Source organism: Bradyrhizobium diazoefficiens (assembly GCF_016612535.1).
In the GTDB taxonomy this organism is placed as follows: Bacteria; Pseudomonadota; Alphaproteobacteria; order Rhizobiales; family Xanthobacteraceae; genus Bradyrhizobium; species Bradyrhizobium diazoefficiens_C.
This window is the reverse complement of the sequence record NZ_JAENXS010000001.1, coordinates 2,685,805-2,698,270: the sequence shown is the minus strand read 5'-3', so window position 1 is coordinate 2,698,270 and position 12,466 is coordinate 2,685,805. Positions and strand designations below refer to the sequence as shown.

The 12,466-nt window shown below is 63.8% G+C and carries 12 protein-coding genes; 5 read left to right on the top strand and 7 right to left on the bottom strand.

Annotated features, from left to right (window positions below; genetic code table 11):
- The first annotated feature begins 1 nt into the window (after position 1).
- The 3 genes from JJE66_RS12690 to JJE66_RS12680 all read left to right on the top strand — a co-directional run bounded on the left by JJE66_RS12690 (position 2) and on the right by JJE66_RS12680 (position 3,160).
- Positions 2 to 217, top strand: a complete 216-nt coding sequence (locus JJE66_RS12690; RefSeq protein WP_200514595.1) for a hypothetical protein — start codon at positions 2 to 4, stop codon at positions 215 to 217.
- A gap of 193 nt (positions 218 to 410) precedes the next feature.
- Positions 411 to 1,550 (top strand): FAD-dependent monooxygenase, encoded by a 1,140-nt coding sequence (locus JJE66_RS12685; RefSeq protein ID WP_200514594.1) that lies wholly within the window; start codon positions 411 to 413, stop codon positions 1,548 to 1,550.
- The gene (locus tag JJE66_RS12680) at positions 1,547 to 3,160 is read left to right on the top strand and encodes a benzoate-CoA ligase family protein (protein WP_200514593.1); all 1,614 of its coding nucleotides are present in this window, start codon (positions 1,547 to 1,549) and stop codon (positions 3,158 to 3,160) included. The genes JJE66_RS12685 and JJE66_RS12680 overlap by 4 nt, the downstream gene beginning before the upstream one ends.
- A gap of 43 nt (positions 3,161 to 3,203) precedes the next feature.
- Here the strand turns inward: JJE66_RS12680 and JJE66_RS12675 are convergent, their stop codons facing one another.
- The 3 genes from JJE66_RS12675 to maiA all read right to left on the bottom strand — a co-directional run bounded on the left by JJE66_RS12675 (position 3,204) and on the right by maiA (position 5,976).
- Positions 3,204 to 4,493, bottom strand: coding sequence for an IS4 family transposase (locus JJE66_RS12675; protein WP_200514464.1), 1,290 nt, complete (start codon positions 4,491 to 4,493; stop codon positions 3,204 to 3,206).
- 348 nt (positions 4,494 to 4,841) lie between these two features.
- The gene (locus JJE66_RS12670) at positions 4,842 to 5,354 is read right to left on the bottom strand and encodes a MarR family winged helix-turn-helix transcriptional regulator (RefSeq protein WP_200514592.1); all 513 of its coding nucleotides are present in this window, start codon (positions 5,352 to 5,354) and stop codon (positions 4,842 to 4,844) included.
- Complete coding sequence (gene maiA / locus JJE66_RS12665; RefSeq protein WP_200514591.1) at positions 5,344 to 5,976, bottom strand: maleylacetoacetate isomerase; 633 nt, start codon at positions 5,974 to 5,976, stop codon at positions 5,344 to 5,346. Before maiA ends, JJE66_RS12670 begins: the two co-directional genes overlap by 11 nt.
- A 93-nt stretch (positions 5,977 to 6,069) precedes the next feature.
- Between maiA and gtdA the strand changes: the two genes are divergently transcribed.
- The gene (gene gtdA, locus JJE66_RS12660) at positions 6,070 to 7,110 is read left to right on the top strand and encodes a gentisate 1,2-dioxygenase (protein ID WP_200514590.1); all 1,041 of its coding nucleotides are present in this window, start codon (positions 6,070 to 6,072) and stop codon (positions 7,108 to 7,110) included.
- 146 nt (positions 7,111 to 7,256) lie between these two features.
- Here gtdA and JJE66_RS12655 read toward each other — a convergent pair whose 3' ends face one another.
- From JJE66_RS12655 to JJE66_RS12640, 4 genes are all read right to left on the bottom strand, one after another.
- Complete coding sequence (locus tag JJE66_RS12655; protein WP_200514589.1) at positions 7,257 to 8,075, bottom strand: ABC transporter permease; 819 nt, start codon at positions 8,073 to 8,075, stop codon at positions 7,257 to 7,259.
- Positions 8,068 to 8,841, bottom strand: coding sequence for an ABC transporter ATP-binding protein (locus tag JJE66_RS12650; protein ID WP_200514588.1), 774 nt, complete (start codon positions 8,839 to 8,841; stop codon positions 8,068 to 8,070). Before JJE66_RS12650 ends, JJE66_RS12655 begins: the two co-directional genes overlap by 8 nt.
- 159 nt (positions 8,842 to 9,000) lie before the next feature.
- Positions 9,001 to 10,017, bottom strand: coding sequence for an ABC transporter substrate-binding protein (locus JJE66_RS12645; RefSeq protein ID WP_200514587.1), 1,017 nt, complete (start codon positions 10,015 to 10,017; stop codon positions 9,001 to 9,003).
- Positions 10,018 to 10,082: 65 nt separating this feature from the next.
- On the bottom strand, positions 10,083 to 11,447 hold the full coding sequence (locus tag JJE66_RS12640) for an FAD-dependent oxidoreductase (RefSeq protein ID WP_200514586.1): 1,365 nt from the start codon (positions 11,445 to 11,447) through the stop codon (positions 10,083 to 10,085).
- A gap of 110 nt (positions 11,448 to 11,557) precedes the next feature.
- On the opposite strand from JJE66_RS12640, the gene JJE66_RS12635 reads away from it, so the two are divergent.
- On the top strand, positions 11,558 to 12,442 hold the full coding sequence (locus JJE66_RS12635) for a LysR family transcriptional regulator (protein ID WP_200514585.1): 885 nt from the start codon (positions 11,558 to 11,560) through the stop codon (positions 12,440 to 12,442).
- The last annotated feature ends 24 nt before the right edge of the window (positions 12,443 to 12,466 follow it).

The window sequence follows — 12,466 nt, the reverse complement described above, 5'->3', positions numbered from 1 at the left end:
CATGCGTTCATTCCTGCTCATCGCTTCCGCGCTCCTCGCCTTCGCGGCGACCATGACCTTCGAGGCCTCTGATGCCAATGCGGTGGTGTGCGCCCGCGGCGTCTATCGCGCCGGCTGCGCCGGGCGGAATGCCGCCGTGGTGGTCCGCACGCCGGTTCCGGTGGTCCGCTGTACCAGAGTGCTGGTGAACGGGGTCTACGTGAAGCGCTGCGTCTGACGGCGCGGATGGCCAAGCCGACACGGTTTGGCTATGCTTCGCACATGACTGCTTCGGGGGCACGCGCCGAACGCGTGTCCGGGAGCGAGCTTTGGTGTGTCTCGCCATGCCGATATTTCCGCTGGCGCGGCAGGCCGGAGCCCATTAGTCTACCCTGAGATAGTAAGTATACTGTCAATTAGGGAGGCAGAATTTGCGGATCGCCGTGATTGGCGGGGGCCCCGGTGGGCTCTACTTCGCCCATCTCTGGAAGAAGCGTCACCCCGAGGATCAGGTCGACCTGTTCGAACAGAACCCGGCCGACGCGACCTGGGGTTTTGGCGTCGTGTTCTCCGACCAGGCTCTGGAGTTCCTGCGCGCCGACGACCCCGAGACGGTCGACGCGATTGCGCCGCATCTGGAGAGCTGGGAGAACATCACGCTGAACCTGCATGGCGACAGCGTCGCCCTCGACGGCGTCGGCTTCTCCTCGATCGGCCGGCTTGAGCTGTTGCAGTTCCTCCAGCAGCGCGCACTCGATGTTGGCGTCACGCCGCGCTTCGACACGCAGATCCACGCCATCGACCAGCTCAACGGCCACGATCTCATCGTCGCCGCCGACGGACTGAATTCACTGGTGCGCCGCGCCTACGAAGGCGATTTCGGCACCTCGCTGTCCTATTCCTCCAACAAATTCGTCTGGTACGGCACCTCGAAGCGCTTCGACACGCTGTCGCAAACCTTTGTGAAGACCGACCGCGGCGCCTTCAACGCGCACCATTATCGCTATTCGCCGACCATGAGCACCTTCCTGATCGAATGCGACCACGCCACCTGGCAGGCCTATGGCTTCGCCTACAAGGACGTCGAGCAGTCCAAAGGAGTCTGCGAGGAGGTGTTCGCCGACACGCTCGGCGGGCACTGCCTGGTCTCCAACAAATCGGTCTGGCGCAATTTTCCATGGGTCTGGAACGAGCACTGGTCCTTCAAGAACATGGTGTTGATGGGCGATGCCCTGCACTCGGCGCATTTCTCGATCGGCTCGGGCACGCGGCTTGCGATCGAGGACGCGATCGCGCTGGTCAAGGCGCTGGAATCGGATGCGCATCTGACGACCGCGCTGCATCGCTACCAGGCCGCGCGAAAGCCGGTGGTGCAGAAGCTCGTCAATGCCGCGCGCACCAGCGCCTTCTGGTACGAGCACTTTGCCCAACACATGCAGCTCGGCCTGATGGACTTTGCCTATAGCTACATCACCCGCTCCGGCCGCATCGACGATTCCCGCCTACGGGCGATGTCGCCGGCCTTCATGGCGCGCTACGAGGCCGAGAAGAACGGCGGGGCTGAGGCATGAGCAACGAGATTCGCGACCAGGTGCCCTCCGACTGCGCGGGCGCCCACGAGATCGGCTTTGCCGTTCCGGAAAGCTACAACGCAAGTCGCGTGCTGTTCGACAACCTCGCCAAAAGTCGCGGCAATAAGCTCGCCCTCATTGGCCCGGCGGGCACGCGCACCTACGCCGAACTCTGCGCCGACGCCTGCCGCTGGGGCAACGGTTTTGCATCGCTCGGAATGAAACGCGGCGACCGCGTGCTGCTGTTCCTCGACGACACCCCGGCCTACCCGGCCGCCTTCTTCGGTGCGGTGCGGGCGGGTTTGGTGCCGCTCCTGATCAACACGCTGACGCCGCCGGACCTGCTGCAATTCTATCTCGCCGATTCCGGCGCGGCCGTTGCGGTCGCGGACGCCGAGTTCTGCGCGCGATTCAATGCGGAGGCCTGCAAGGACACGAGCCTGCATACGCTGATCGTCGTCAATGGCGCGGTGGCCGATCAGGCCGCACCGAAGGCGATGGCCGCCGCGGACTGGCTCCCGCAATTCCCGGCCGACTTGGCTGAAGCCCCGACCCATCGCAATGAGATGGCGTTCTGGATGTACTCCTCCGGCTCGACCGGCCGCCCGAAGGGCATCGTGCATCTCCAGCACGACATGGCTTACAGCGAAGTCGCCTTTGCGCAGAACGTGCTGAAGCTGACGCCGGACGACATCTGCTTCTCGGTACCGAAAATCTTCTTCGCCTATGGCTTTGGCAACTCCGTTACCTTCCCGTTCTCGGCGGGTGCGGCGACACTGCTTCTGGCCGGCCAGCCGAAGCCCGCTGGAATCTTCGCTGCGATCGAACAGTACAAGCCGACGGTCTTCTTTGGCCTGCCGACGCTGTACACATCGCTGACCAAGGCCGAGGGCGCGAAACTGACGAACTTCTCGTCGCTGCGCATGGCGCTCTCCGCCGCCGAAGTGCTCTCGGCTGACGTGTTCCACGGCTGGAAGACACTCACCGGCCTGGAGATCGTCGAAGGCCTCGGCTCGACCGAGGTGCTGCACATCTATTTGTCCAACCGTCCCGAGCATAAGAAGCTCGGTGCCGCAGGCTTGCGCGTTCCCGGCTACGAGGTTGTACTGCGCGACAAGGACGGAAACGACGTCGGCGACAACGAGGAAGGCATCTTGTGGGTGCGCGGCGATTCCAACACGCCGCTGTACTGGAACCGCCCGGATAAATCCGCCGAGACCATCCGGGAAGGCGGCTGGATCTACACCGGCGACCGCTTTGTCCGCGACAGCGACGGTTTTCACTTCTTCCGCGGCCGTGCCGACGATCTCATCAAGATCTCGGGCCAGTGGGTCTACCCGCTTGAGGTCGAGCTGTGCCTCGCCGATCACCCCGACATCCGCGAATGCGCGGTGTTCGCCGCCGAGCTGCCGGATCGCCGCATGACGCTAAAGGCGGTCGTGGTGATGAACAGCCGTGCCGCTGACCAGAGCGAGGTGACGCGGCGGCTGCAGGACTACGTCAAGGGCAAGCTGCTTCCCTACAAATACCCGCGCGAGGTGATCTTCATCGACGAGCTGCCGAAGACGGGCACGGGGAAGATCGATCGGCAGGCGTTGTTGCGGATGTGAGGCCGATTTTTGCCGCACATTCCGTGTCGTCCCGGCGAAGGCCCTAGGGCATGCACATATCTCTGAGGCTCCATCCGGCTGCGAGGGCATGGAAGTATTGGAGACCGTTTCTGAAGGTGATGGGACCCGGGGGCCTGGAAGATGGATAGCCATCCCAACCGCCGAGGCGGCCAATGATCCAGGCGGCCCAAGGCAAGCTGTCAGGCAGATACGGGTTCTTGAGCCGCTTACTTTTGGCTTCGTACTGCCGGTTCAGGGCGGCCAGCATTGCGATCTCGCTGGCGTTGAAGGCGATGTGGGCGGACTGCTTGCTGCCGTCACGCGCTTGTAGGAGCTGGATCGTGATCACAGCCGCTTTGGCAGCGATGGCCACCAGCTTCAGGAGCCGGTCGGCGGAACCGATTTGGCTGTCCTCAAGCTTGAGGCCTTGTGTCTTGAGAACGCGGAAGAACTGCTCGATGATCCAGCGCTGCTTGTACCATTCGACGATGCGCCAGGCGCCCTCTGCAGCTGCGACCTCATGAGAAGTGAGAAGACACCAATGTAGTGGCTCGACGTCGGAGCCGGCATTGATCTCGCGGACATCGACGATGGCCAGATGCAGGCTCTTCGGCAAATCGCGCAGGAACTTGCTTTGCGGCCGGGCCAGTTCGATTGCACCAAAGCGAAGTTCGAGGTCAGCCTGACGTGCCGGCCGTTGCGCACGCGCAGGCAATTGGATCGTACGCCGCTCTATCGGCACCATGGCGTCGATGGCCGCATACAAACCCGCCGAGTCGGCCAGCTTGCGGTCATGCATGCTGCGGGCGATGACGTGATAGCCATGCTCGGCCGCGCTGGCATAAAGAGCAAAGATGTCGCTCTCACGGTCGCCAAGCAGGGTCACCCCTGTGGCGCTCGCAAGCAGCGGCTTGGCTGCAAGAGCCGTGGCACTCCAGCGCTGCGATTCCTTGTCTGACAGCTCGCGGCTGTCATGCGAGAGGGTCCGACGGCCCTCACGCGTCCACACCTCGCCGGTCAAAAGCCCCAGGCAGGTGCCATTGTCTGCATCCACCGCCAGCAATGGGTGCAGCAGCACGCCGTGACTATTGCCATGGCCGATCTCCCCCAGCCCGCGACGGCGTTGCGGCGTGGTGTTGAAGTGGATCTCACTGGTGTCCTGGATCGCCAGAACGTGACGCCCCTCGACGGCTGCAACCGTGCTTTCACTCCAGCTTTCGATGATCCGCTCTGTTGTCACCTTGTCGTGGCCGAGAAAGCGGTTGAACCGTACCTCCAGGCTACGGTCCCCTCTGGAGAGCTGCCGCAGGCAGACATTCTTGCCAGCAACCATGCGTCCGACAAGCGCCGCCCCCCTTTATCGAGACGACGATCCCCGAACCGGCCCAACGTCCAGTCAATTCGTGACAACATGGCGGCACCTCCATTCGATCAGAAGTGCCGCAATAGAAATCACACGAATTCCCGATTCTGAAATCCCCCCGCCTCGACCTGAGTCAATCCGCCGCACCAGATATGTGCATGCCCTAGGGCGAAGGCCGGGACCCATAGCCACAGGGAGTAGTTTGGCGAAGACCCGCCGTTCGGTACGCCTACCGACCGCAAATCGATGGATCACGCGGTATGGGTCCCGGCCTTCGCCGGGACGACACCGAGAATGAGGCGCCTGTGCAGCTCCCCCTCACCCTGCTTTCCCCAGGTGCTCCAGTGCGTCCTCCGCACGCAGCGGCACGCGCGAGGCCTCATTGTTGAGGTCGACGAGCTGTACCAACAGCCCCACCAGCGCCTTGCGCTCGGTGGGCTTCAGCGGCTCCAGCATGCGCGCCTGGGCGCGTTCGACCACCGGCATGATCTCGCGCAGGATCGCGGCGCCCGGCTTGGTCAAATAGAGTAGCTTGATCCGCTTGTCCTCGGGCGCCGGCTTGCGCTCGATATAGTCCTTGGCCTGCAGCCGCTCGATCACACTGCCGAGCGTGGAGCGGTCGAAAGCGATCACGGCCGACAGCCGCGTCGCGTCGATGCCGGGATGGGTGTGGATCGCGATCAGCGCGGCATATTGCACCGGCGTGAGATCGAACGCCTTGCACTCCTCCATGAAGATCGAGACTGCGATCTGCTGCATGCGCCGGAACAGATAGCCCGGCGCGGCATAGACCGCGTCGATCGTGATCGGAGCGGCCGACTTACTCGGCATCGGGCTGCTTCTCGGGTGCAGCGTTGGCAAACGCAGGATGCGCCTTGGCGGCGGCTTCCGCCTTCAGCAGACGCGGATAGGCCGCGACATCCACACCGAAGCGGCGCGCATTGGCGAGCTGCGGCACCAGGCAGAGATCGGCCAAGGTCGGCGCATCGCCGAAGCAGAACGGCCCGGGGTCGTCCCTGATCAGCATCTCGCAGGCCGACAGCCCCTCACGATTGACCCAGGCCGCCCAGTCCTGGACCTTCTCTTCGGCAAGCCCGAGCTCGCGGAGCCTCGCCAGCACCTTCAAATTCTGCACCGGGTGGGTGTCGCAGGCGATCGCGAGCGCGAACGCGCGCACCTTGGCACGCTGCAGCGCATCCCTCGGCAGCAGCGGCGGGTTGGGATGGGTCTCATCGAGCCATTCGATGATCGCGACCGACTGGGTCAGCACTGCCCCCGCATCATTCTCCAGCGCCGGCACCAGGCCTTGCGGATTGATGGCGAGATAGGCCGGCGCGCATTGCTCGCCCTTGCGCAAATGATGCGGCAGGTGCTCGGCGCCGAGGCCCTTGAGGTTCAGCGCGATCCGCACGCGATAGGCGGCGCTGGAGCGGAAATAGCCGTGCAGCTTCATCGGAACCCTCCCTCGTCCTCTTGTTGTTCGTGACGTTGACGCTACCTAGACTGTAAGTATACTGTCAATCAACAAACGAAAGGGAGCCTCGCCATGGAAGCCGTGACCAAGACGCCGGAACGCGAGGCGTTCTACCAGAAGATCGACGGCGAAAATCTCACCGCGCTATGGACGGTCATGAGCGACCTGATCACGCCGGAGCCGAAGAGCGCCTGCCGGCCGCATCTCTGGAAGTTCGATGTCATCCGCGACTACATGACGGAGGCCGGCAAGCTGATCACGGCGAAGGAAGCCGAGCGTCGCGTGCTGGTGCTGGAGAACCCGGGCCTGCGCGGGCAGTCGAAGATCACGACCTCGCTCTATGCCGGCGTGCAGATGGTGGTGCCGGGCGACGTCGCCCCCGCACATCGCCATAGCCAGTCGGCGCTGCGCTTCGTGCTCGAAGGCAGGGGCGCGCACACTGCGGTGGACGGCGAACGCACTGCAATGGAGCCCGGTGACTTCATCATCACGCCGTCGATGACGTGGCACGATCATTCCAACGAAACCAGCGAGCCGATGTTCTGGCTCGACGGCCTCGACATTCCACTGGTGCAGTTCTTCGATTGCTCATTTGCAGAGGGATCGAAGGAAGACCAGCAGAAGATCACAAGACCCGCCGGCGACAGCTTTGCCCGCTACGGCCACAATCTGCTTCCGGTCGATTCGAAGCGGTCATCGAAGACGTCGCCGATCTTCAGCTATCCCTATGCCTACACCCGCGAGGCGCTGGAGAAGGCTAGGACGAGCCAGGAGTGGGACGCCTGTCACGGGCTGAAGCTGAAGTTCAGCAACCCCGAGACCGGCGATTTCGCGATGCCGACCATCGGTAATTTCATCCAGCTGCTGCCGAAGGGCTTCAAGACCGCACGATATCGCGCGACGGACGCGACGGTGTTCTGTCCGATCGAAGGCCGCGGCCGCAGCCGCATTGGCGATGCCGTTTTCGAATGGGGCCCACGCGATCTGTTCGTGGTGCCGAGCTGGCAGTGGGTGACGCACGAGGGGGATGAGGATGCCGTGCTGTTCAGCTTCTCGGACCGCCCGGTGCAGCAGAAGCTGGATCTGTTTCGGGAAGATCGCGGGAATGCGTGAGGCGCCGGTTTCGTAGGGTGGATTAGCCGAAGGCGTAATCCACCATCGACTCCTCCGCGTCGAAATAAGGTGGTGGGTTACGCCGAGCGGTTTGCGCTACGCGCAATCCGCGGGGCTAACCCACCCTACGGCTGCGCAGATTTGCACTACCGCCAGTGCAACAGCCGCGTCTCCAGCCAGTTGATCACCCGCCCCACCACCAATCCGAACACCGACAGGATCACCACACCCGCCAGTAGCTGATCCGTCTGCATCAGATTCCCGGCCTGAAGTACGAACGCCCCGATGCCGTACTGCGCGCCGATCATCTCGGCGCTGACGACGAGCAGCAGCGCCACCGAAGCCGTGATCCGGAAGCCGGCAAGGATCGCGGGCAGCGCACCCGGCCAGATCACCTTGCGCACGATGGTGGCGAAGGGCACGTTGAAGCTTTGCGCCATGCGGATGAGGTTGCGCGGCACCGCATCGACGCCGCTATAGACCGAAATCGCGGTCGAGAAGAACACCCCGAGCGCAATGGTCGCGATCTTCGGTTCTTCGCCGATGCCGAGCCAGAGGATCAGGAGCGGCAACAGCGCGATCTTCGGGATCGGGAATAGCGCGGAGATGAAGGTGATGCCGACGCTGCGCGCGAGCCGTGACAGGCCGATGGCGAAGCCGACGACGACGCCGGCCACTGTTCCCAAGAGCCAGCCGACGCCGATGCGCAACAGCGAGGCGGACAGATGCTGCCAGAGCGCGCCGGAAACGGCGAGCTCATAGGTTGCCCGAACGATCGCCGAGGGTGCCGGCAGGAACAGCGGATTGACGAGCCTGGCGCTGCCAGCAGCCTGCCAGATCGCGATCACGATCGCCAGCGCAATCCAGCCGCCGAAGCGGCTCGACGCGGGCACGAAGCCCGCGCCGCGGAAGCGGACGCGCCGCGTCGTTTGGTCCTTTGCAGCCGTCCCCGCGCGATCAAGCATGTTGAACCTCGCGCTGGGCATCGATCGCCTCGTTGCGGATCAGCGACCAGATCTGGTTCTGCAGCGCCAGCAGTCTTTCGCGCGCCGCCGCTTCGCCGCGTTCGGCACGCGTCATCGGCACGGTGACGACCTCTCGAATGTGGCCGGGCCGACGCGACAACACGACGATGCGATCGGCGAGCCGGGCCGCCTCTTCGAGATTGTGCGTGACATAGACCGCGCCCATGCCGCCATCGGCAAGCAGGCGGACGAAGTCCTCCATCAAGAGCTCGCGGGTCTGCGAATCCAGCGCCGAGAGCGGTTCGTCCATCAGGAGAATGGCGGGCCTGACCGCAAGCGCGCGCGAAATGCCGACGCGCTGGCGCATGCCGCCGGAGAGCTGTTTTGGATACGTCTGGCGAAAATCGGTCAGCCCGGTGCGGCGCAGGGCATCATCGACCTGCGCGCGGCGCTGGGTTGCTGAAAGCTGGGTGTGCAGCAGTGGGAATTCGACGTTCTCCTCGACCGTCGCCCAGGGCAGCAATGCAAAATCCTGGAATACGAAGGTCAGCGGATTGAGGCTATCCGCAGGCGGTGCGCCGCGCAACTCGGGCGCGCCAGATGCCGGCTGCAGCAGCCCGCCGAGGATCGACAGCAGCGTGCTCTTGCCACAACCCGAAGGACCGACGATGGCCACGACTTCGCCGGCGCTGACCGTGAAGGAGATGTCGTCGAGCACGGCGAGATCGCCGAAATGGTGGGAGATGTGGTTGGCGATCAGGTCCATTTCACCGCCGTCGTCCCGGCGCAGGCCGGGACCCATAACCACCGAGTTGAATTTGGCGAAGACAGGCAATGACCATTTTGCGTCACAACTCCCATTCGGCGTATGGGTCCCGGCCGCCCGTGCGCAATTGCGCACTAGGCCGGGACGACATCGAACACATCAATCCGCCTTCACAAAATCCTTGGCGATAATCGTATTCGCGTCAAAGCCCTTGTCGGCAAAGCCCTGCTCTTGCAGCCATCTGATCTGGTTGTCGACGTTCTTCACGTCGAGCTTGCCCTCTGGGTCGACATAGGCGCAGTTGCCGACAACCTGCTCGACCGGCAAATTGGTGTATTTCGCGATGATCTCAAGCAATGGCTTTGTCTGCTCGTTGATCGGGGCTTTGCCGTCTTTCATCGCGGCGAGAATGACGTCGTGATATTCGCGGTCGGCCCTGGCGAGCGCGCCGAGCAGTTTTGTCACCAGCACCTTGTTGGTCAGCGTCTTCGGCGAGGCGAATACCGCGCCCAATTGCCAGGGCGTCTCGTCCCCGACCCAGCCCAGGAATTTTGCGCCGCCGTCGTCCATCAGCTTTCGCGCGGTCGAGATCGGCAGCAGCGCCGCATCGACGGTTTCGCCCTTGAGCGCGGCGGCTGCATTCGACAGCGATTGCAGCGGGATGATCTTCACGTCCGCCAGCTTGAAGCCATATTTGTCGGCGAGCAGGCCGAGCGAATAATGGAAGCTCGAGCCGACCTGGGTCACCGCGATGCGCTTGCCCGCGAGATCCTTGGGCGTCTTCAGCCCGGCGGCGTAGGCGTTGTTGCTGGCGAAATAGCCGATCAGGGGATAGCCAGCCTTCTCGCGGCTCATGCCGCCGATCACCTTCAGCACGCCCTTGCCGGCGAGATTGTAGAGGCCGGCAGTAAAGGCCGTGATACCGAAATCGACGTCGCCCGAGGTGGTGGCGACCGCGATCGGCTGTGCGGCGTCAAAGAATTTCAGCTCGACGTCGAGGCCCGCCTCGCGAAAATAGCCCTTGTCCTGCGCGATGAAGACCGGCGCCGACGACGACAGGCGGAGCACGCCGACCCTCGCCTTGAACGTGTCCTCGGCCCGGGCCGTGCCCATCGCCATGATCGCCAAGACACCCGCAAGCACACCCGCAAGCGCGAGCCGCGCAATCCCGATCATCCCGTTTCCTCTCGTATTTCTCTGGTCGTTCTCTAAGTCGTTCTCTAAGTCGTTCTTGCCGTCTGTTACAGGCCCTCGGGCACCGACTGCTCCCGCCCGATGAAGGCGCCCTGTTGTTTCAACGTTTCCTGCAATTTATCAACCGGGATTTCGCGAGGGATCCGGTTTCCGGACAGCGCCAGCGCGGCGGCGGAACCGGCGGCCTCCCCCATCACGAAACAGGCACCGGAGACCCGCGCTGCCGACTGGCCCTCATGGGTCATCGATGCACAGCGGCCGGCGACCAGGAGATTGTCGACGCCCTCGGGCACCAGCATCCGGTAGGACAGCTCGTTGTAGCCGCGCGATTCCGGGATTGGCGGAAACGTGAAGACGACATCGCCGGGAACATGGGCCTCGATCGGCCAGCCGTTGACCCCGATGGAATCCTCGAACGAGGCGCAAGTCAGCACGTCCTCGCCGCTGAGCTGATAGCCGCCCTTGATGCGCCGAGTCTCGCGAATGCCGAGCTGCGGCGGCAGGTCGACGATGTAGGATTTTTCAAAGCCCGGCACGGTGCGCAGGAATTCGAACGCCGCGAGCGCCTGCTTGCGGCCCTCGATCTCGCCGCGGGTGAGATCGTCGGGCTCGACGCCGTTGATGGCGTGGCCATCCTCACGCGCCACTTGCGTAAAGTTCACCCGCCATTCGATGCCGGATTTTTGCGGCCGCACGATCGCGCTCTTGCGGGGGAATTTGTGGGTGCCGGCCGCGAGCGCTTTTTCCATCAATTGCGGGATGGTCCGCCAGGCATCACCTGCCCGCTCGGGATCAATGCCGTTGAGACGCAGCATCATCGACGGATACATCGGATGGCCGTGTTCATCCCCAATTTCGAACGGCGCGCCGGCCCAGACCGCGAGGTCGCCGTCGCCGGAGCAGTCGATGAAGATCTCGGCGCGCACCGCCTGCCGTCCAGCCTTGGTCTCGACCATCAGCGCATCGATACGGCGATCGCCGCCCATCACCACACCGGCGCCGAGCGCATGGAAGAGGATGTGAACCTTGTGGCTTGCGAGGAGTTCGTCGGCCGCGATCTTGTAGGCCGCGGTGTCGTAGGCCTGGGCGAAGACCTTGCCGAGGATCAGATGCGGCGCGTTGAGGCCGTTCAGATGGTCGATCCGCGCCAGCAACTCGGACGCCATGCCCTGCACCAGCCGATGGGCCTGGCCATAGACGTTGCCATGCAGGCCGCAGAAATTGGTGACGCCGGCGGCGGTGCCCATGCCGCCGAGAAAACCGTAGCGCTCGATCAGCAGCGTCTTGCGCCCCGCGCGCGCGGCTGACGCCGCTGCCACGATCCCGGCCGGGCCGCCGCCGAGCACGACGACCTCATATTCGCCGTAGAGCGGCACCTGGCGCGCTGGTTCTTCGATCATTGTGGCCCGCATGCGCGTCCCTTCCCAACATCTCTTGCTTGGGCCGGACTATGAATTAACGCACCTCGCGGTACAATCCACCAAAATATGCGATCAGCTTTCTCGAATCGCGAAAGGTCGAGATGGACATTCTGGTGAACCTTCAGGCGTTCCTCGCCACGGCGGATGCGGCCGGATTCTCCGCTGCCGCGCGAAAGCTCAATGTGTCCACCTCGGTCGTCGCCAAGCGCGTCACGCAGCTGGAGGCGCGGATCGGCGCGCCGTTGTTTCACCGCTCGACCCGGCAATTGCGGCTGACCGACGCCGGCCAGCGCTACGTACATCGCGCCCGCGGCGTCGTGACTGACGCCACCGATCTGCTTTCGCGCATGGGCGAGAAGGGCCACGATCTCGTCGATCACCTCCGCATCAAGGCGCCGACCTCGCTGACGGTGGCGCGCCTCGCCGACGCCTTCAGCGCGTTCCAGACCCAGAACCCGCGACTAAAACTCGAGATCGTGCTGATCGATCGCCCGGTCGATCCCGTCACCGAAGGCTTTGACATCGCCATCGGCGCCTTCCCGCATTCCTTCGGCGGCGTGGTCGACGAGCCGCTGTGCGTGCTGAAGCGGCTGCTCTGCGCCTCGCCAGCCTATTTGAAGAAACACGGCACGCCAAAGCATCCGCGCGATCTCGTCGAACACCGCTGCCTCAGCTTTCTGCCGACAGGGCCCGAGTGGATCTTTGACGGACCACGCGGCCGCATCAGCATCCAGGTCAGTCCGCTGTTGTCCTCCAATGAAGGACACGTGCTGGCGCGCAGCGCGATCGCCGGCAACGGCATTGCGCTGATGTCGCATTATCTCGTGGCAGATGCCTTGCGCGACGGCACGCTCAAGCCTGTTCTGCGCGACTTTCCGATACCGGAATTGTGGGTGAAGGCCGCGATTCCCGAACGCCGACGCAATGCCGCCGCGGTGCAGGCGCTGCTGACTCTGCTGAAAACGTCGCTCGCGCCGTCGCTGTGAAGGGCACCCTAGCCCGCATGGAGC

What these genes read in the sequence shown, in the direction of transcription:
- JJE66_RS12645 (WP_200514587.1), bottom strand. Translation starts at nt 10,017, where the DNA reads ATGATCGGGATTGCGCGGCTCGCGCTTGCGGGTGTGCTTGCGGGTGTC.
- JJE66_RS12675 (WP_200514464.1), bottom strand. Translation starts at nt 4,493, where the DNA reads ATGGTTGCTGGCAAGAATGTCTGCCTGCGGCAGCTCTCCAGAGGGGAC.
- JJE66_RS12690 (WP_200514595.1), top strand. Translation starts at nt 2, where the DNA reads ATGCGTTCATTCCTGCTCATCGCTTCCGCGCTCCTCGCCTTCGCGGCG.
- JJE66_RS12650 (WP_200514588.1), bottom strand. Translation starts at nt 8,841, where the DNA reads ATGGACCTGATCGCCAACCACATCTCCCACCATTTCGGCGATCTCGCC.
- JJE66_RS12635 (WP_200514585.1), top strand. Translation starts at nt 11,558, where the DNA reads ATGGACATTCTGGTGAACCTTCAGGCGTTCCTCGCCACGGCGGATGCG.
- JJE66_RS12655 (WP_200514589.1), bottom strand. Translation starts at nt 8,075, where the DNA reads ATGCTTGATCGCGCGGGGACGGCTGCAAAGGACCAAACGACGCGGCGC.
- maiA (WP_200514591.1), bottom strand. Translation starts at nt 5,976, where the DNA reads ATGAAGCTGCACGGCTATTTCCGCTCCAGCGCCGCCTATCGCGTGCGG.
- JJE66_RS12680 (WP_200514593.1), top strand. Translation starts at nt 1,547, where the DNA reads ATGAGCAACGAGATTCGCGACCAGGTGCCCTCCGACTGCGCGGGCGCC.
- JJE66_RS12670 (WP_200514592.1), bottom strand. Translation starts at nt 5,354, where the DNA reads ATGCCGAGTAAGTCGGCCGCTCCGATCACGATCGACGCGGTCTATGCC.
- JJE66_RS12640 (WP_200514586.1), bottom strand. Translation starts at nt 11,447, where the DNA reads ATGCGGGCCACAATGATCGAAGAACCAGCGCGCCAGGTGCCGCTCTAC.
- gtdA (WP_200514590.1), top strand. Translation starts at nt 6,070, where the DNA reads ATGGAAGCCGTGACCAAGACGCCGGAACGCGAGGCGTTCTACCAGAAG.